Origin of the sequence: Shigella dysenteriae (assembly GCF_022354085.1) — a bacterium.
Classification (GTDB): Bacteria; Pseudomonadota; Gammaproteobacteria; order Enterobacterales; family Enterobacteriaceae; genus Escherichia; species Escherichia coli.
Map to the genome: position 1 here is coordinate 335,299 of NZ_CP055055.1, position 18,511 is coordinate 353,809.

The 18,511-nt window shown below is 50.2% G+C and carries 20 protein-coding genes; 10 read left to right on the forward strand and 10 right to left on the reverse strand.

The window, feature by feature from the left end; all coding sequences use genetic code 11:
• Window positions 1-2: 2 nt before the first annotated feature.
• Window positions 3-1,439 (reverse strand): aspartate ammonia-lyase, encoded by a 1,437-nt coding sequence (gene aspA / locus HUZ68_RS01690; RefSeq protein ID WP_000069437.1) that lies wholly within the window; start codon window positions 1,437-1,439, stop codon window positions 3-5.
• 336 nt (window positions 1,440-1,775) lie between these two features.
• Between aspA and HUZ68_RS01695 the strand changes: the two genes are divergently transcribed.
• On the forward strand, window positions 1,776-2,252 hold the full coding sequence (locus HUZ68_RS01695) for an FxsA family protein (RefSeq protein WP_033815123.1): 477 nt from the start codon (window positions 1,776-1,778) through the stop codon (window positions 2,250-2,252).
• A 15-nt stretch (window positions 2,253-2,267) separates the two neighbouring features.
• Here the strand turns inward: HUZ68_RS01695 and yjeH are convergent, their stop codons facing one another.
• Window positions 2,268-3,524 carry an L-methionine/branched-chain amino acid transporter gene (gene yjeH / locus HUZ68_RS01700; RefSeq protein WP_239594015.1) on the reverse strand — a complete coding sequence of 419 codons (1,257 nt, stop codon included), beginning with the start codon at window positions 3,522-3,524 and terminating at the stop codon, window positions 2,268-2,270.
• 275 nt (window positions 3,525-3,799) lie between these two features.
• Between yjeH and HUZ68_RS01705 the strand changes: the two genes are divergently transcribed.
• The 3 genes from HUZ68_RS01705 to HUZ68_RS01715 all read left to right on the forward strand — a co-directional run bounded on the left by HUZ68_RS01705 (window position 3,800) and on the right by HUZ68_RS01715 (window position 6,274).
• On the forward strand, window positions 3,800-4,093 hold the full coding sequence (locus tag HUZ68_RS01705) for a co-chaperone GroES (RefSeq protein WP_137560006.1): 294 nt from the start codon (window positions 3,800-3,802) through the stop codon (window positions 4,091-4,093).
• 43 nt (window positions 4,094-4,136) lie between these two features.
• The gene (gene groL / locus HUZ68_RS01710; protein ID WP_000729117.1) at window positions 4,137-5,783 is read left to right on the forward strand and encodes a chaperonin GroEL; all 1,647 of its coding nucleotides are present in this window, start codon (window positions 4,137-4,139) and stop codon (window positions 5,781-5,783) included.
• Window positions 5,784-5,920: 137 nt separating this feature from the next.
• Complete coding sequence (locus HUZ68_RS01715) at window positions 5,921-6,274, forward strand: DUF4156 domain-containing protein (RefSeq protein ID WP_000558209.1); 354 nt, start codon at window positions 5,921-5,923, stop codon at window positions 6,272-6,274.
• A gap of 192 nt (window positions 6,275-6,466) precedes the next feature.
• Here HUZ68_RS01715 and HUZ68_RS01720 read toward each other — a convergent pair whose 3' ends face one another.
• Both HUZ68_RS01720 and epmB read right to left on the reverse strand, forming a co-directional pair.
• The gene (locus HUZ68_RS01720; RefSeq protein ID WP_001008051.1) at window positions 6,467-7,336 is read right to left on the reverse strand and encodes a YjeJ family protein; all 870 of its coding nucleotides are present in this window, start codon (window positions 7,334-7,336) and stop codon (window positions 6,467-6,469) included.
• A gap of 394 nt (window positions 7,337-7,730) precedes the next feature.
• Entirely contained in the window at window positions 7,731-8,759 is a 1,029-nt protein-coding gene (epmB, locus tag HUZ68_RS01725; protein ID WP_000940498.1) for an EF-P beta-lysylation protein EpmB, read from the reverse strand.
• Between the two features lie 41 nt (window positions 8,760-8,800).
• Here epmB and efp point away from each other — a divergent pair, with 41 nt between their 5' ends.
• The 4 genes from efp (at window position 8,801) to sugE (ending at window position 10,299) form a co-directional block, all read left to right on the forward strand.
• The gene (gene efp / locus HUZ68_RS01730) at window positions 8,801-9,367 is read left to right on the forward strand and encodes an elongation factor P (RefSeq protein WP_000257278.1); all 567 of its coding nucleotides are present in this window, start codon (window positions 8,801-8,803) and stop codon (window positions 9,365-9,367) included.
• Between the two features lie 51 nt (window positions 9,368-9,418).
• Entirely contained in the window at window positions 9,419-9,544 is a 126-nt protein-coding gene (ecnA, locus tag HUZ68_RS01735) for a lipoprotein antitoxin entericidin A (protein ID WP_000977757.1), read from the forward strand.
• Between the two features lie 110 nt (window positions 9,545-9,654).
• The gene (gene ecnB, locus HUZ68_RS01740) at window positions 9,655-9,801 is read left to right on the forward strand and encodes a lipoprotein toxin entericidin B (RefSeq protein ID WP_000239596.1); all 147 of its coding nucleotides are present in this window, start codon (window positions 9,655-9,657) and stop codon (window positions 9,799-9,801) included.
• A gap of 180 nt (window positions 9,802-9,981) precedes the next feature.
• Window positions 9,982-10,299, forward strand: a complete 318-nt coding sequence (gene sugE, locus HUZ68_RS01745; protein WP_000118482.1) for a quaternary ammonium compound efflux SMR transporter SugE — start codon at window positions 9,982-9,984, stop codon at window positions 10,297-10,299.
• Here sugE and blc read toward each other — a convergent pair.
• From blc to frdA, 6 genes are all read right to left on the reverse strand, one after another.
• The gene (blc, locus tag HUZ68_RS01750; RefSeq protein WP_001238378.1) at window positions 10,296-10,829 is read right to left on the reverse strand and encodes a lipocalin Blc; all 534 of its coding nucleotides are present in this window, start codon (window positions 10,827-10,829) and stop codon (window positions 10,296-10,298) included. The genes sugE and blc overlap by 4 nt on opposite strands.
• Window positions 10,830-10,917: 88 nt before the next feature.
• Entirely contained in the window at window positions 10,918-12,051 is a 1,134-nt protein-coding gene (locus tag HUZ68_RS01755; protein WP_033815122.1) for a BlaEC family class C beta-lactamase, read from the reverse strand.
• A gap of 62 nt (window positions 12,052-12,113) precedes the next feature.
• Entirely contained in the window at window positions 12,114-12,473 is a 360-nt protein-coding gene (gene frdD, locus HUZ68_RS01760; protein WP_000609663.1) for a fumarate reductase subunit FrdD, read from the reverse strand.
• 10 nt (window positions 12,474-12,483) lie between these two features.
• Complete coding sequence (gene frdC / locus HUZ68_RS01765) at window positions 12,484-12,879, reverse strand: fumarate reductase subunit FrdC (protein WP_000208757.1); 396 nt, start codon at window positions 12,877-12,879, stop codon at window positions 12,484-12,486.
• Between the two features lie 10 nt (window positions 12,880-12,889).
• Window positions 12,890-13,624 carry a fumarate reductase iron-sulfur protein gene (frdB, locus tag HUZ68_RS01770; protein ID WP_000829498.1) on the reverse strand — a complete coding sequence of 245 codons (735 nt, stop codon included), beginning with the start codon at window positions 13,622-13,624 and terminating at the stop codon, window positions 12,890-12,892.
• Window positions 13,617-15,425, reverse strand: a complete 1,809-nt coding sequence (gene frdA / locus HUZ68_RS01775; protein WP_001192973.1) for a fumarate reductase (quinol) flavoprotein subunit — start codon at window positions 15,423-15,425, stop codon at window positions 13,617-13,619. Before frdA ends, frdB begins: the two co-directional genes overlap by 8 nt.
• 324 nt (window positions 15,426-15,749) lie before the next feature.
• Between frdA and epmA the strand changes: the two genes are divergently transcribed.
• Together epmA and yjeM are read left to right on the forward strand one after the other, a co-directional pair.
• Window positions 15,750-16,727, forward strand: a complete 978-nt coding sequence (gene epmA / locus HUZ68_RS01780; RefSeq protein WP_000004771.1) for an elongation factor P--(R)-beta-lysine ligase — start codon at window positions 15,750-15,752, stop codon at window positions 16,725-16,727.
• Between the two features lie 218 nt (window positions 16,728-16,945).
• Window positions 16,946-18,448, forward strand: coding sequence for a glutamate/gamma-aminobutyrate family transporter YjeM (gene yjeM / locus HUZ68_RS01785; RefSeq protein WP_033815121.1), 1,503 nt, complete (start codon window positions 16,946-16,948; stop codon window positions 18,446-18,448).
• Window positions 18,449-18,511 lie beyond the last annotated feature (63 nt).

Consider the following 18,511-nt stretch of genomic DNA (forward strand, 5'->3'; position numbering starts at 1 on the left):
GATTACTGTTCGCTTTCATCAGTATAGCGTTTTGCTTTGTAAGCCGGGTGCATCAGATTCTGTACGGAGAAAATATCGTCAAGTTCCGCTTCAGTCAACAGACCGCGTTCCAGAACGACTTCACGTACACTCTTACCGGTTTCGGCACAGATTTTACCCACGATGTCACCGTTGTGGTGACCGATGAACGGGTTCAGGTAAGTAACGATACCGATAGAGTTGTAAACGTAACCTTCGCACACTTCTTTGTTAGCTGTGATGCCGTTAATGCATTTTTCCAGCAGGTTGTAGCAAGCGTTGGTCAGAATGTGAACGGATTCGAACATGGCCTGGCCAATGACCGGCTCCATAACGTTCAACTGCAGCTGACCTGCTTCTGCTGCCATGGTAACAGTGGTGTCGTTACCGATGACTTTGAAGCATACCTGGTTAACCACTTCCGGAACAACCGGGTTTACTTTAGCTGGCATGATGGAAGAGCCCGCCTGCAGTTCCGGCAGGTTGATCTCGTTCAGGCCGGCACGTGGACCAGAAGAGAGCAAGCGCAGGTCGTTACAGATTTTGGACATCTTCACAGCCAGGCGTTTCAGCGCGCCGTGAACCATAACATAAGCGCCGCAGTCAGAGGTCGCTTCGATCAGGTCTTCAGCCGGTACGCATGGGAAGCCAGTAACTTCAGCCAGTTTTTTCACTGCCAGCGGAGAGTACTCTTTCGGCGTGTTCAGACCAGTACCGATTGCTGTTGCGCCAAGGTTAACTTCCAGCAGCAGTTCAGCGGTACGTTGGATGTTTTTCACTTCTTCTTTCAGCAGGATGCTGAAAGCGCGGAATTCCTGACCGAGGGTCATCGGTACTGCGTCCTGCAGCTGGGTACGACCCATTTTCAGGATGTCCTGGAATTCGACAGCTTTACGTTCAAAGCCTTCACGCAGTTGGTTAATCGCATCTACCAGCTTAATCAGGGAAGAGTAAACTGCGATACGGAAACCGGTCGGGTAGGCGTCGTTAGTGGACTGACATTTGTTAACATGGTCGTTCGGGTTCAGGTACTGATATTCACCTTTCTGGTGACCCATCAGTTCCAGACCGATATTGGCCAGCACTTCGTTGGTGTTCATGTTTACGGAAGTACCTGCGCCGCCCTGGTAGACGTCTACCGGGAACTGATCCATGCATTTTCCGTTGTTCAGGACTTCATCACATGCGGCAATGATGGCATTCGCTACACTTTTAGGAATGGTTTGCAGCTCTTTGTTTGCCATAGCTGCGGCTTTTTTAACCATTACCATACCGCGAACAAATTCAGGAATATCACTGATTTTGTTGTTGCTGATATAGAAGTTTTCAATCGCTCTCAGAGTGTGAACACCATAGTAGGCATCAGCTGGAACTTCCCTGGTACCCAACAGATCTTCTTCGATACGAATGTTGTTTGACATGTGAACCTTCTTTTTCAAGCTGCCAATGATTTGCTTTAAACACACAGAATATATGTGGTTTCGAATGTTTTTCGACCGACGATTATCCCCTGCATCGACCGAATACCCGAGATCATATGCTGCTTGAGGATTTCTACCGTAATCTGGATCACTTTAAGTGTCGGTTTTTACCCCTTAATTATTAATTTGTGAAATAGATCACCGCTTTGGGATTACTACCAAAAATAGTTGCGCAAACATCTTGAAATTTTGCTAATGACCACAATATAAGCTGAACGCGATTCGCAACCCATTCAGGTAGCCGGGGTTAACCGGCTGCTATTACAGGAGAAACCTTTGCGCTGGTTACCTTTTATTGTCATTTTCCTTTATGTCTATATTGAGATTTCAATCTTTATTCAGGTTGCCCATGTATTGGGGGTATTGCTGACTCTCGTGCTGGTTATATTTACGTCAGTTATCGGTATGTCACTGGTACGTAACCAGGGCTTTAAGAATTTCGTGCTGATGCAGCAAAAAATGGCGGCGGGTGAAAACCCTGCGGCGGAGATGATTAAAAGTGTTTCGCTGATCATTGCCGGTTTGCTGCTTTTATTACCGGGCTTTTTCACCGACTTCCTCGGTCTTCTGCTTTTATTGCCGCCGGTGCAAAAGCATCTGACAGTGAAGTTGATGCCACATTTGCGCTTTTCTCGCATGCCAGGCGGCGGTTTTAGCGCCGGGACCGGTGGCGGTAATACTTTTGATGGTGAGTACCAGCGAAAGGATGATGACCGCGACCGCCTTGATCATAAAGACGATCGCCAGGATTAATGTCGAAACGCCGGATTATGTGGTTATGCCATTTTCCGGCGTTTTTCGTTTTGGCAGAAACAGCCATAACCCCGCCAGCATAATCAGCGCATAGAGACTTTTCCAGCCGACCATTGTCAGTAACAGAACGCATAACAGCCCGCCAACCACCGCCAGTAGTCGATAACGTCCTTGCAATAATTTACAGCCTGCCAGCATGCATAACAGATAAATCATAATAAAGATGCCATTGGCATAAATAATAAGAGCGTCCAGATTGATCTCTAAAGCATGAATCACCAAAGTGCTCACCACGCAGCATCCGAGCACCGCATTGAGGGCATTATTCGGGATATGGCGAGAAGAGAGGCGTGCCAGGTAGTGGTCAGGATTATGTTGCGCCTGCGACCAGACCAGGCGGGCGAAGCTCTGTATATAAATGTTGAGACTGGCAAAGCAGGCCAGATAGCCAATTACGCAGGCAATCCATAACGCTCCTACACCGAACAGTTGCACTACAATTTTTGGAAGCGATGCTGCCGCGGCCATTTGTTCACCATAGGCGTCTAAGTGTAAGACGACTACCGTACAGCCCCAGTAGACTAATCCTGCCAGCAGCAGACCAATCATCAAAGCACGAGGAAAATCACGTTCTGGATTTTTAAATTCCGAGGCAAGATGGGCAAATGCTTCAAGACCGACAAAACACCAGAACATCACTGATAACGCAGCAAATAACCCGGTAAGTTCGATATTTCCTGGCGCGGGGAAGGGGATACTCGCAGGTTTGATATCGCCCGCCCACCAGATAGCGACAATCAGCGCGACGATAAGTCCGGCAATAACTGTTTGTAGATTTGCACTGGAACTGGCACCGCGAGTACCGATATACCACACCAACGCCAGCGTACCGAGTTCTGCCAACAACAGTTGCCAGCTATGCCAGCCAAACATTGCCTGGCCGAATCCGGCAGCAATTTGTAGCGCGGCAGGCAAACCCACGGGAATGACCGATAAAAACAGCCAGCCGGTGACTCGCTCAAGCCGCGAACCAAACGCCATACCGACGAAGTGCGCGACGCCGCCTGCACTGGGATAGTGGCGACCCAGAATCGCAAACACAATCGCAATCGGGAACACTAAGATAATCAAAACGGGCCACGCCCACAGGCTGTTATTGCCCGCTACCAGCGCAGCTAACGCAGGAACGGCAAACACGCCAGTGCCTAATAATGACGTCGATAGCAGGCCAATGCCCTGGGCCAGCCCCAGTTCTTGTTTGAGTCCACTCATGGGTTGATGTCCGATTGCGCCCAAATTTTGGGCAACTGCGTAGATTTTCGATGGTAGCACAATCAGATTCGCTTATGACGGCGATGAAGAAATTGCGATGAAATGTGAGGTGAATCAGGGTTTTCACCCGATTTTGTGCTGATCAGAATTTTTTTTCTTTTTCCCCCTTGAAGGGGCGAAGCCTCATCCCCATTTCTCTGGTCACCAGCCGGGAAACCACGTAAGCTCCGGCGTCACCCATAACAGATACGGACTTTCTCAAAGGAGAGTTATCAATGAATATTCGTCCATTGCATGATCGCGTGATCGTCAAGCGTAAAGAAGTTGAAACTAAATCTGCTGGCGGCATCGTTCTGACCGGCTCTGCAACGGCTAAATCCACCCGCGGCGAAGTGCTGGCTGTCGGCAATGGCCGTATCCTTGAAAATGGCGAAGTGAAGCCGCTGGATGTGAAAGTTGGCGACATCGTTATTTTCAACGATGGCTACGGTGTGAAATCCGAGAAGATCGACAATGAAGAAGTGTTGATCATGTCCGAAAGCGACATTCTGGCAATTGTTGAAGCGTAATCCTCGCACGACACTGAACATACGAATTTAAGGAATAAAGATAATGGCAGCTAAAGACGTAAAATTCGGTAACGACGCTCGTGTGAAAATGCTGCGCGGCGTAAACGTACTGGCAGATGCAGTGAAAGTTACCCTCGGTCCGAAAGGCCGTAACGTAGTTCTGGATAAATCTTTCGGTGCACCGACCATCACCAAAGATGGTGTTTCCGTTGCTCGTGAAATCGAACTGGAAGACAAGTTCGAAAACATGGGTGCGCAGATGGTGAAAGAAGTTGCCTCTAAAGCGAACGACGCTGCAGGCGACGGTACCACCACTGCAACCGTACTGGCTCAGGCTATCATCACTGAAGGTCTGAAAGCTGTTGCTGCGGGCATGAACCCGATGGACCTGAAACGTGGTATCGACAAAGCTGTTACCGCTGCAGTTGAAGAACTGAAAGCGCTGTCCGTACCGTGCTCTGACTCTAAAGCGATTGCTCAGGTTGGTACTATCTCCGCTAACTCCGACGAAACCGTAGGTAAACTGATCGCTGAAGCGATGGACAAAGTCGGTAAAGAAGGCGTTATCACCGTTGAAGACGGTACCGGTCTGCAGGACGAACTGGACGTGGTTGAAGGTATGCAGTTCGACCGTGGCTACCTGTCTCCTTACTTCATCAACAAGCCGGAAACTGGCGCAGTAGAACTGGAAAGCCCGTTCATCCTGCTGGCTGACAAGAAAATCTCCAACATCCGCGAAATGCTGCCGGTTCTGGAAGCCGTTGCCAAAGCAGGCAAACCGCTGCTGATCATCGCTGAAGATGTAGAAGGCGAAGCGCTGGCAACTCTGGTTGTTAACACCATGCGTGGCATCGTGAAAGTTGCTGCAGTTAAAGCTCCGGGCTTCGGCGATCGTCGTAAAGCTATGCTGCAGGATATCGCAACCCTGACTGGCGGTACCGTAATCTCTGAAGAGATCGGTATGGAGCTGGAAAAAGCAACCCTGGAAGACCTGGGTCAGGCTAAACGTGTTGTGATCAACAAAGACACCACCACTATCATCGATGGCGTGGGTGAAGAAGCTGCAATCCAGGGCCGTGTTGCTCAGATCCGTCAGCAGATTGAAGAAGCAACTTCTGACTACGACCGTGAAAAACTGCAGGAGCGCGTAGCGAAACTGGCAGGCGGCGTTGCAGTTATCAAAGTAGGTGCTGCTACCGAAGTTGAAATGAAAGAGAAAAAAGCACGCGTTGAAGACGCCCTGCACGCGACCCGTGCTGCGGTAGAAGAAGGCGTGGTTGCTGGTGGTGGTGTTGCGCTGATCCGCGTAGCGTCTAAACTGGCTGACCTGCGTGGTCAGAACGAAGACCAGAACGTGGGTATCAAAGTTGCACTGCGTGCAATGGAAGCTCCGCTGCGTCAGATCGTCCTGAACTGCGGCGAAGAACCGTCTGTTGTTGCTAACACCGTTAAAGGTGGCGACGGCAACTACGGTTACAACGCAGCAACCGAAGAATACGGCAACATGATCGACATGGGTATCCTGGACCCAACCAAAGTAACTCGTTCTGCTCTGCAGTACGCAGCTTCTGTGGCTGGCCTGATGATCACCACCGAATGCATGGTTACCGACCTGCCGAAAAACGATGCAGCTGACTTAGGCGCTGCTGGCGGTATGGGCGGCATGGGTGGCATGGGCGGCATGATGTAATTGCCCTGCACCTCGCAGAAATAAACAAACCCCCGGGCAGAAATGTCTGGGGGTTTTTCTTTTGGTCATCTTTCTAGTATAAGATTCAGACACGGACGACGCGAGTGGCGTCCAGCTCATTGATTATGGGGAATAACATGCACGTAAAATACTTAGCAGGGATTGTCGGTGCCGCGCTACTGATGGCGGGTTGTAGCTCCAGCAACGAATTGAGTGCTGCCGGTCAGAGTGTACGCATTGTGGACGAGCAGCCAGGCGCAGAGTGCCAGCTGATTGGTACTGCGACAGGTAAGCAAAGCAACTGGCTTTCCGGGCAACACGGAGAAGAGGGCGGTTCTATGCGCGGCGCTGCAAACGATCTGCGCAACCAGGCGGCTGCAATGGGCGGTAACGTGATTTATGGCATCAGCAGCCCGTCGCAGGGAATGTTGTCCAGTTTTGTCCCGACGGATAGCCAGATTATCGGTCAGGTTTATAAGTGCCCGAACTGATGTGATGGTGACAAACGTATAATTGCCAGATGCGCTTCGCTTATCAGGCCTACATAAGGCATTGCAACTGATTGAATGCTTGAGAATTTGTAGGCCGGATAAGGCGTTTACGCCGCATCCGGCATGACCAACGATCACGTTATCAGTCATTTCAGGCTGGATGGCTCCAGCCTCGCATTAGCAAAGATGAGATTATTTCGCCTGTGGTGCAGTTTTGCTGGTGGATTGAACACGTAAGTGATGCAGCGCGCGTAAGCATTGATCCTGGGTTAGCGGTTGGGCGTTATTCGCCGCTACGGTGCGAACATAGACCTGACATGGCACACCCGCGAGTTTTTTCAGTCGTGGGCTGAAATCAAGCATTCGGCGAGTGATCGCCTCTACTTCTTTACCCGGCGTTGCTTCACGCGTTTTCACCACTGCGCCGCTAAATTGTTCTTTGCCACTTTCATCTTTAAAGCGGTAAAGCACCGCCAGATAATGGTCAAACAAGTTATGTTTCCATTCCGGTTGGGAATAGGTGTCATATTCCAGATTGCCATTTTCCTGGCAGTCAACGTCGTATAACGGCAGGAAATCTAACAGTGAGGTAATACGTAATGCCAGTTCGCGCATTTCTGCATTATTAATTGCATGAATGATTGCTCGCGCCAGCATTTCAATCTGCAACTCATTGACGACTAACTCACATTTGCTACCGTCATGTAGCGTTAATACGAAGGTAAGATTTTCGCCTTGATTATCGGTAAGTTCCAGCGTGTTAACCCGACGATTAATATCGGCATTTTTAAGCTCATCAACCAGAATTTCTGGGATATTTTCTGCCATTTTCTTAATGACTTTATCGCGAGCTTGCTCATACTGAAGGCGTGCAGCAGCATCCAGTTTATGCTTTTGATGCAGACGACTTTCCAGCGCAATCAGCAGGTCGCGCAGTTCCATGACAGACATAAAGAACAACGATTCTTTATTGCGAGGTTCTTTAATTTTCAGCGCCAGTGCAATGAAATTATTACTCTTGCGAATAACACCGGTATTAACACCCTTGATGCTTATGGCCATGTAGGTTCTCCCTAACCATTTCTCAATTAAATAATTAATTTTAATTTATAAGCCAGATAAATGGGCTTGGTAGTAATAGTTGTTAAAATAACATAAATAGCCGTACTCACTCTATATAAACAGAAAAGAAAGGTTAATTATTGATGTTAGTTATATAAAGAGCAACAACAGCAATGCATATGAATAATTAAAGGTTATGCAACGGGCAAAGATTAAATTTCCCAGTTTAATGACAGGTTGCTGTACTTGCGTTTGTTGCTCTTGCCGGATGCGGCGTAAACGCCTTATCCGGCCTACAGTTCATTGCAAATCCATTCAATTTCAATGCACGATGTAGGCCTGATAAGCGTAGCGCATCAGGCAATTTTAATGTTTGACTTCCCTGTTTAATCAGTTACTGCTGGCGTAGCTGGAGATCCAGCGGCGTTTTGCTGGGTTCGCCGCCAATTTCTCGCGCCAGTTTCGGCACCAGATATCCCGACACCAGTGTCAGCAACTCACGCATAATCTGCCGTGCTTCGTCATCACTCACCATAAAATGCGCCGCGCCCTGTACTTTATCGAGCACATGCAGGTAATACGGCATCACGCCGGCATCGAACAACGCATTACTTAGGTTTGCCAGCGTTTGTGCGTTATCGTTCACACCACGTAACAGAACGCTCTGGTTCAGCAAAGTAACGCCCGCCCGGCGCAACTTAGCCATCGCCTGACGGAATGTTTCATCTATCTCATTGGCATGGTTGATGTGATTCACCAGCAAGATTTGCAGCGTAGAATGTGAAAAGCGTTCAACCAGCGCATCTGTGATGCGTGCCGGGATCACAATCGGCAGACGACTGTGAATCCGCAGACGTTTGATATGCGGGATGGCTTCCAGTTGTGTGAGCAACCAGTCCAGCTCGTGATCTTTCGCCATCAGCGGATCGCCGCCGGAAAAAATCATCTCGTCCAGTTCCGGATGCGCAGCAACATACTCAAGTGCAGTTTGCCAGTTACGCTTGTTGCCCTGATTTTCGGCATAGGGGAAGTGGCGGCGGAAGCAATAGCGGCAATTTACCGCGCAGCCGCCTTTGACCAGCAAAAGCGCCCGGTTGTGGTATTTATGCAACAAACCAGGCACTACGCTGTGCTGTTCTTCCAGCGGGTCGGTGGAGAATCCGGGCGCGATGGCAAACTCATCTTGCGAGGTAAGTACCTGACGCAAAAGCGGATCGTCCGGATTGCCTTTCTCCATGCGATCGATAAATGAGCGGGGCACACGCAGGGCAAACAGCTTTTTGGCGTTGCGTCCGGCCAACAGTTTTTCGTCCGCGTCTATATTCAAAAGACGCAGAAGTTCATCAGGATCGGTCACAACATCGGCAAGTTGCGTTAACCAATCTTCTCTGGATGGGGTATTTAGGGTTACAATATGCGCCATTTTGTGGCTTAGCTACCAATTAACAAATTTCAGAGGGCCTTATGGCAACGTACTATAGCAACGATTTTCGTGCTGGTCTTAAAATCATGTTAGACGGCGAACCTTACGCGGTTGAAGCGAGTGAATTCGTAAAACCGGGTAAAGGCCAGGCATTTGCTCGCGTTAAACTGCGTCGTCTGCTGACCGGTACTCGCGTAGAAAAAACCTTCAAATCTACTGATTCCGCTGAAGGCGCTGATGTTGTCGATATGAACCTGACTTACCTGTACAACGACGGTGAGTTCTGGCACTTCATGAACAACGAAACTTTCGAGCAGCTGTCTGCTGACGCAAAAGCAATTGGCGACAACGCTAAATGGCTGCTGGATCAGGCAGAGTGTATCGTAACTCTGTGGAATGGTCAGCCGATCTCCGTTACTCCGCCGAACTTCGTTGAACTGGAAATCGTTGATACCGATCCGGGCCTGAAAGGTGATACCGCAGGTACTGGCGGCAAACCGGCTACCCTGTCTACTGGCGCTGTGGTTAAAGTTCCGCTGTTCGTACAAATCGGCGAAGTCATCAAAGTGGATACCCGCTCTGGTGAATACGTCTCTCGCGTGAAGTAATGCGGTTGTGGTGCGGCCTGCAGGCTGCACCATCACTTATTCAGGTCAGAGATGATGAAACGCCTTATCGTTCTTGTTTTGCTTGCCAGCACGCTGCTCACGGGCTGTAACACCGCTCGCGGTTTCGGCGAAGACATCAAACATCTCGGCAACTCCATCTCCCGCGCTGCCAGCTAATTTTTCTTCTCTTCCGAAAAATCATCAGATTTCCGTCATTTTTGGCGATGTTGTCTATTATTAATTTGCTATAGGCAAACATAAATAACATTACCTAAAAGGAAGACGTTATGGTGAAGAAGACAATTGCAGCGATCTTTTCTGTTCTGGTGCTTTCAACAGTATTAACTGCCTGCAACACCACGCGTGGCGTTGGTGAAGACATTTCTGATGGCGGTAACGCGATTTCTGGCGCAGCAACGAAAGCGCAGCAATAGCAATAAGCAATAACGGTACGACAGCTGTGTCGTGCCGTTTGTTTTTTTGCGATAGTCACAAAGGTAATAGTTGAAATTCCTCTGCCACCTGGCAAAATATCCGTTCAACCATCAGCTTTGCAGGACGACCTGCAAACGCCTCTTTTCACCGGGGACGGCCCCAATTCTCCGGAGCCTGATATGTCCTGGATTATCTTAGTTATTGCTGGTCTGCTGGAAGTGGTATGGGCCGTTGGCCTGAAATATACCCACGGCTTTAGTCGTTTGACGCCGAGTGTTATTACCGTGACGGCGATGATTGTCAGTATGGCGCTACTTGCCTGGGCGATGAAATCGTTACCAGTAGGGACGGCTTATGCCGTGTGGACGGGTATTGGCGCAGTCGGCGCGGCCATCACCGGCATTGTGCTGCTCGGTGAGTCCGCTAACCCGATGCGTCTGGCGAGTCTGGCGTTAATCGTATTGGGGATTATTGGTCTGAAACTCAGCACTCACTAACTACCGGGCTGCTGTACCCAAATAAACTTACTGACATCAAACCCTTCCCGGGTCGCGACTGCCAGCATCTCCTGTTTCACTTCGTCAGAAATGGTTGGCGTGCGGGAGAGTATCCACAGGTAGTCGCGGTCCGGGCCGCAAACCAGCGCATGGCGGTATTCCCGATCGAGTGCAATAACGTTATAACCGCCATAGAAAGGACCAAAGAATGACACTTTCAGCGCAGCGCGAGTTGGTGCGCCGGTAAAGTACGCTTTCCCTTCACTCTGCTGCCACATTCCTCTGTCAGGGTTATAGCCTTTATTAATGACATTCAGGCCGCCGTCATCACGCAGGCTGTATGTTGCGGTGACTTTTTCCAGTCCACGTTCAAAGCGGTGATCAAAACGGGCAATCTCATACCAGGTACCGAGATAGCGTTTAGCGTCGAAATTATTCACTACGGTCACGCCACGCGGGGGCGTAGGAGAACTGCAGGCAACGACCAGAAATGCAGCTGTCGCTGCGGCAACGAGAGGGAGCAGGCGCATAAATGTTTCCTTACTGGTTTTTTTCTAAGTGTAGATGACAGCAAGGAAAAGCGGAGAAAAGGTCCGAAAATTCGGACCCGATGAAATTTTACTGCAGAGCGTTGAGAATCTGCCAGGCGGCGGCGACTCTCGCTGGATTGGGATAGTTTTTGTTAGCCAGCATCACGATACCCAGCTCTTTTTCTGGAATAAACGCGACATAGCTACCAAATCCGCCGGTCGCCCCCGTTTTATGCACCCATGATGCGCGTACTGCAGGAGTTGGAGGCGTAATCGCTTTTACGGGGCGTGCTGCCAGTGCAATTTTATTGTCACTGCCGTTAACGATGATGTCAGGATTTACCGGCCAGTCCAGCATTTCCCAGCCCAGACCCTGATACATATCGCCGGTTTGCCAGTAGCGAGATTGTGCCAGTTGTATCCCTTGCTGAAGTGTTTTGTCGTTGATATCACGGGGATTCATATTGCTTCGTACCCAGCAGGCCATATCTTCAATGGTCGACTTCACACCATAAGTTTCAGCATCTAACGCCCCTGGCGAAACATGAACTGCCTTGCCTTCGCGATATCCCCAGGCGTAATTCTTTTCTTCTGCGGACGGTACATTAATCCACGTATGGTTGAGTTTTAGTGGCTGGAAGACACGAGTTTGCATCGCCTGCTCAAAACTCAAACCAGACGGCTTCACAGCCAGTGCGCCGAACAAACCGATACTGGAGTTGGCATACAGACGTTGTGTTCCTGGAGCCCATGCAGGCTGCCAGTTTTGATAGAAGCGCAGCAAGTCGCTTGAGGATTTCACTTCATCCGGCACTTGCAATGGCAGGCCGCCAGCAGTGTAGGTTGCGAGATGTAATAGTGTGATCCCATTCCACTGTTTAGCGATAAGTTCAGGCCAGTATTTTGTTGCGGGATCGCTTAACTTGATTTCCCCTCGAGCAATAGCGTCGCCACCAAGCACGCCCGTAAATGTTTTGCTGACCGAACCTAACTCAAACAACGTTTGCTGTGTGACGGGCTGCTTTTTGGCGATGTCCGCATAGCCCCAGGTAAAGTAATAAGGTTTACCCTGATAAATTACCGCCACCGCCATACCGGGGATCTTTTGTTGCTCTATAAGCGGGGTAATTGTGCGATGCACAATATCGTTGATTTGTTGAGGGGCAGCAAATGTGGAGCAAGAGGCGGTAATTAATAAGGCGCAGAGCGTCGTTTTGAACATAGGGTCTGGTTTCCATACAAAACGGCCCGCCATAGGCGGGCCGGATTTACATTGGCGATGCGTTAGATTGTAACGACACCAATCAGCGTGACAACTGTCAGGATAGCAGCCAGACCGTAGAAAACCCATTTGCCCGCAGGTACGTGGATTTTCAGATCGTGCATCGCGTGGTGCATACGGTGTAAACCACACCACAGCGGCAGAACGATCATCAGGAACAGGAATACGCGACCAATGAAGCTCTGCGCGAACGCCAGAACGCGCTCGTAGCTCAGTGCATCACCCGGAAACAGCCCCAGCGGCAGCAGAATACCCACCAGCAGGATCATCACCGGCGCAATAATTGCGCTCCACATACCACCGGCCCCGAAGAGGCCCCAGAATACCGGTTCGTCAGAACGCTTTGGATTTGGATTAATCATCTCAGGCTCCTTACCAGTACAGGGCAACAAACAGGATTACGATGGTGGCAACCACAGTTACCGCCCAGAGACTTTTGATAATTGGCTCTGGTCCCATTTTTTCGTCTTTTACAATGATATTGGCCGCTTTCGGTGCCAGTTCAAACCAGGTTTTGGTGTGCAGCAGAGCTGCCGCCAGAGTGATCAGGTTAATGATCACAATAACCGGGTTTTGTAAAAAGTCGACGAATCCCGCCCAGGCTTCCGGGCCATTTTTCAGGGCAAACAGCCCGAAAATCAGTTCAATGCTGAACCACACAGCCGGAACCGCCGTGCCTTCGCGCAGCATGTAAAAGCGATAAAACGGCAATTTTTTCCACCAGGTGGACGTCATTGGCCGTACATACGGTTTACGTTTAGTCGTCATGTTGCACTCCTTAGCGTGGTTTCAGGGTCGCGATAAGAAAGTCTTTCGAACTTTCTACTTTGCCCTGCTGAATGGCCGCAGCCGGATCGACGTGTTTCGGGCAGACTTCGGAGCAGTAGCCCACGAAAGTACAGCTCCATACGCCGTTCTGGCTGTTCAACTGCGCCATACGCTCCTTCTTACCGTGGTCGCGGCTATCTTCGTTATAACGATGCGCCAGCGTAATGGCAGCCGGACCGATGAACTCTGGGTTCAGGCCAAACTGCGGGCACGCGGCGTAGCACAGACCACAGTTGATGCAACCGGAGAACTGGTGATACTTGGCCATCTGCGCCGGGGTCTGGATGTTAGTACCCTGATCCGCGGTGCGGGAGTTGCCGATGATGTACGGTTTGATCGCTTCCAGACTTTCGATGAAGTGGGTCATATCGACCACCAGATCGCGTTCAATCGGGAAGTTAGCTAGCGCTTCAACCTTCATACCGTCGGTGTAATCACGCAGGAAGGTTTTACATGCCAGTTTTGGCACGTTGTTAACCATCATGCCGCAGGAACCACAAATCGCCATACGGCAGGACCAGCGGTAGCTCAGGTCCGGTGCCAGGTTGTCTTTGATGTAGCCCAGCGCATCCAGTAATGAGGTAGTTGCGTCATAAGGCACTTCATAGAATGCGCTATGCGGTGCGGTATCGACTTCCGGGTTATAGCGCACCACCTCAATTTTCAGGTTTTTCATCTCAGCCATTCGCCTTCTCCTTCTTATTGGCTGCTTCCGCCTTATCGGCTGCATCCGCTTCGCCACCGTAAACGCGTTTAGCTGGCGGCAGCGTAGTAATCTTCACGTCGCTGTACTCCAGGCGAGTCGTGCCATCAGCATCGCGGAAGGCGAGGGTGTGTTTGAGGAAGTTGACGTCGTCACGCTCGGTGCAACCTTCGTCCAGACGCTGGTGTGCGCCGCGGGACTCTTTACGTGCCATTGCGGAGTGCGCCATACATTCAGCAACGTTCAGACCGTGGCCCAGTTCAATGGTGTAGAGCAGGTCGGTGTTGAACACGCTGGAAGTGTCGGTGATGCGCACGCGCTTGAAGCGTTCCTGCAGCTCTGCCAGCTTGTCGATGGTTTTCTGCATCAGTTCCGGCGTACGGTAGATACCGCAGCCTTCTTCCATAGCCAGGCCCATTTCGTCGCGGATCTTCGCCCAGTTTTCGCCGCCATCCTGGTTAACCAGATCTTTCAGACGTTGTTCAACGCCAGCTGCCTGTGCTTCAATTGCCGCTTCGTTGCCATTACCGGCAGTTGCTGCACGCTCTGTCGCTTGTTCACCGGCCAGACGGCCGAAGACCACCAGTTCCGCCAGGGAGTTAGAACCCAGACGGTTTGCACCGTGCAGACCAACAGAGGAACATTCACCCACGGCGAACAGACCTTTAATGCGGGTTTCACAGTTCTGATCGGTTTCGATACCGCCCATGGTGTAGTGTGCGGTCGGACGTACCGGAATTGGTTCTTTAACCGGATCGACGCCAACGTACGCTTTCGCCAGTTCGCAGATGAACGGCAGACGTTCATGCAGTTTTTTCTCGCCGAGGTGACGCAAGTCGAGATAAACCACATCGCCACGCGGCGTGGAGATGGTGTTGCCTTTACGCCATTCGTGCCAGAAGGCCTGAGAAACTTTGTCGCGTGGACCCAGTTCCATATATTTGTTTTTCGGCTCGCCCAGCGGAGTTTCCGGGCCCATGCCGTAATCTTGCAGATAACGGTAGCCATTTTTGTTGACCAGAATACCGCCTTCGCCACGGCAACCTTCGGTCATCAGGATACCGGAACCTGGCAGACCGGTTGGGTGATACTGAACGAATTCCATGTCACGCAGCGGAACGCCGTGGCTTAGCGCCATACCCATACCGTCACCGGTAACGATGCCACCGTTGGTGTTGTAACGATAAACGCGACCCGCACCGCCAGTAGCCATAACGACCGCGTTAGCACGGATCTGCACCAGCGTGCCTTCCATCATGTTCATTGCTACCAGGCCGCGAACATGACCATCATCAACCAGAATATCCAGCACGAAATGTTCGTCAAAACGCTGGATCTGCGGGAATTGCAGAGAGGTCTGGAACAGCGTGTGCAGCATATGGAAGCCGGTCTTATCGGCGGCGAACCAGGTACGCTCGATTTTCATGCCGCCGAAGCGACGTACGTTGACGCTACCATCCGGGCGACGGCTCCATGGGCACCCCCACAGTTCCAGTTGGGTCATTTCGGTTGGGCAGTGGTGGACGAAATAATCCACGACATCCTGCTCACACAACCAGTCGCCACCCGCTACTGTATCGTGAAAGTGATATTCGAAGCTGTCATGATCCTGCGCGACAGCGGCGGAGCCCCCTTCTGCAGCAACGGTATGGCTACGCATCGGGTATACTTTTGAGATTAGTGCGATTTTTGCATTTGGATTTGCCTGCGCGGCAGCAATTGCAGCACGTAATCCCGCGCCACCGGCGCCTACAATGGCAAGATCGGCTTGAAAGGTTTGCACGACATTCCTCCAGATTGTTTTTATCCCACAGCCCCGTACTTCAGGGTAAGTGCCTGAAAGTTACGGTCTGCGAACGCTATTCCACTGCTCCTTTATAGGTACAACAGTATAGTCTGATGGATAAGTCTGAAATTTGACGAGATCGATTTTTTTAGTGCGCAAGAGGGCTAAATTATCACTGAAGATGATTAATTTAATTACTAAACCATCAGATCGTGCTTTTTTTAGTCACTGCCCACCGTTGTTTGATTCCTGCGTAAAATTTGTCTCGCCGTCGCGTTGCGAGTAGACTTCGTGCCCTTGTCAAAAACTGGAGATTTAACTATGAGCGAAACGGCATCCTGGCAGCCGAGCGCATCCATTCCTAACTTATTAAAACGCGCGGCGATTATGGCGGAGATCCGTCGTTTCTTTGCCGATCGTGGAGTGCTGGAGGTGGAGACGCCTTGTATGAGCCAGGCGACGGTAACCGATATTCATTTGGTCCCGTTTGAGACACGTTTCGTTGGCCCCGGGCATTCGCAGGGGATGAATCTCTGGTTAATGACCAGCCCTGAATACCATATGAAACGCCTGCTGGTTGCTGGTTGTGGGCCGGTATTCCAGCTGTGCCGCAGCTTCCGTAATGAAGAGATGGGGCGTTATCACAACCCTGAGTTCACTATGCTTGAGTGGTATCGACCGCACTATGATATGTACCGGTTGATGAACGAGGTGGACGATCTCTTACAACAGGTGCTGGACTGCCCGGCAGCAGAAAGCCTTTCTTATCAACAAGCTTTCTTGCGTTATCTGGAAATTGACCCACTCTCTGCCGACAAAACGCAACTGCGGGAAGTGGCAGCGAAACTGGATTTGAGCAATGTTGCTGATACCGAAGAAGACCGCGACACGTTGCTACAATTGCTGTTTACCTTTGGCGTAGAGCCAAATATTGGTAAAGAAAAACCGACCTTTGTGTACCACTTTCCAGCCAGCCAGGCATCACTGGCGCAAATCAGTACCGAAGATCATCGGGTCGCTGAACGCTTTGAGGTTTATTATAAAGGTATTGAGCTGGCGAATGGTTTCCATGAATTGACGGATGCCCGTGAGCAGCAACAACGCTTTGAACAAGATAACCGTAAGCGCGCGGCGCGCGGTTTGCCGCAGCACCCCATTGACCAGAATCTGATTGAAGCCTTGAAAGTCGGTATGCCTGACTGTTCCGGCGTGGCATTAGGCGTTGATCGTCTGGTGATGTTGGCGCTGGGTGCGGAGACACTGGCTGAAGTCATCGCCTTTAGCGTTGACCGGGCATAATTCTGAAAAATTACTGAATTAACAGCGAAGAATGGCGTGATAAGCGCCATTCTGTAGCATATGTTTTCATTTTTCCGCTAAAGGCCACAATTTAAGACTGGATATTTGATATCATCCAGGTATCAATTCTGTATTGGTTTTTACGCTGCCCGCTCAATGTTGGGCAGTGCAGTTCAGTGGGCGCGTTTTATACACGCGCTGAAATGAAGGATGGTTTCATGCCTCACACGATAAAAAAGATGAGTCTGATAGGACTCATATTGATGATCTTTACTTCCGTATTTGGATTTGCCAATAGCCCATCGGCTTATTACTTAATGGGTTATAGTGCGATTCCCTTTTATATATTTTCTGCATTGTTATTCTTTATTCCATTCGCCTTAATGATGGCTGAAATGGGAGCTGCTTATCGCAAAGAAGAAGGTGGTATCTATTCCTGGATGAATAATAGTGTCGGACCACGTTTTGCCTTCATTGGTACGTTTATGTGGTTTTCCTCTTATATCATCTGGATGGTGAGTACCTCCGCGAAAGTTTGGGTACCGTTCTCAACATTCCTCTATGGTAGCGACATGACCCAGCACTGGCGTATTGCCGGACTGGAGCCTACGCAGGTGGTTGGTCTGCTGGCAGTGGCATGGATGATTCTGGTCACCGTCGTTGCTTCTAAGGGGATTAATAAAATTGCCCGCATTACTGCGGTGGGCGGTATTGCAGTAATGTGTCTGAATTTAGTATTGCTGTTAGTAAGCATTACTATTTTGTTATTAAATGGTGGGCATTTCGCGCAGGATATTAATTTCCTTGCATCACCGAACCCGGGTTATCAGTCCGGTCTGGCAATGCTATCGTTTGTGGTATTTGCTATTTTTGCCTATGGCGGAATTGAAGCGGTTGGTGGTCTGGTCGATAAAACGGAAAATCCAGAAAAGAACTTTGCCAAAGGTATTGTTTTTGCCGCTATTGTTATTTCAATCGGTTATTCGCTGGCAATATTTTTATGGGGCGTCAGCACAAACTGGCAGCAGGTATTAAGTAATGGTTCCGTTAACCTTGGCAATATTACCTATGTGCTGATGAAGAGCCTCGGGGTGACGCTGGGTAACGCACTGCATTTGTCACCTGAAGCGTCATTGTCGCTGGGAGTATGGTTTGCGCGTATTACCGGACTTTCGATGTTCCTCGCTTATACCGGTGCGTTCTTTACGCTTTGCTATTCACCGCTGAAAGCCATCATCCAGGGGACGCCGAAAGCGTTGTGGCCGGAACCGATGACGCGCCTGAATGAGATGGGGATGCCGTCTATCGCCATGTGGATGCAGTGCGGGTTGGTTACTGTCTTCATCCTGCTGGTTTCGTTTGGTGGCGGTACCGCATCGGCGTTCTTTAACAAGCTGACGCTGATGGCGAACGTGTCTATGACGCTTCCTTACCTGTTCCTCGCGCTGGCTTTCCCATTCTTTAAAGCACGTCAGGATCTCGACAGACCATTTGTGATTTTCAAAACGCGTATGTCGGCAATGATTGCGACGGTGGTTGTCGTTCTGGTGGTGACATTTGCGAACGTCTTCACCATTATTCAGCCTGTGGTTGAAGCCGGAGACTGGGACAGCACATTGTGGATGATTGGCGGCCCTGTCTTCTTCTCGCTGTTAGCGATGGCGATTTACCAGAACTATTGCAGTCGCATGGCGAATAAACCTGAGTTAGCTCTCGACTGATCATATGAAATCCTGCAACTCATCGTCTCTCCGGCGATGAGTTGTCAGGAAGTAATGCGTATG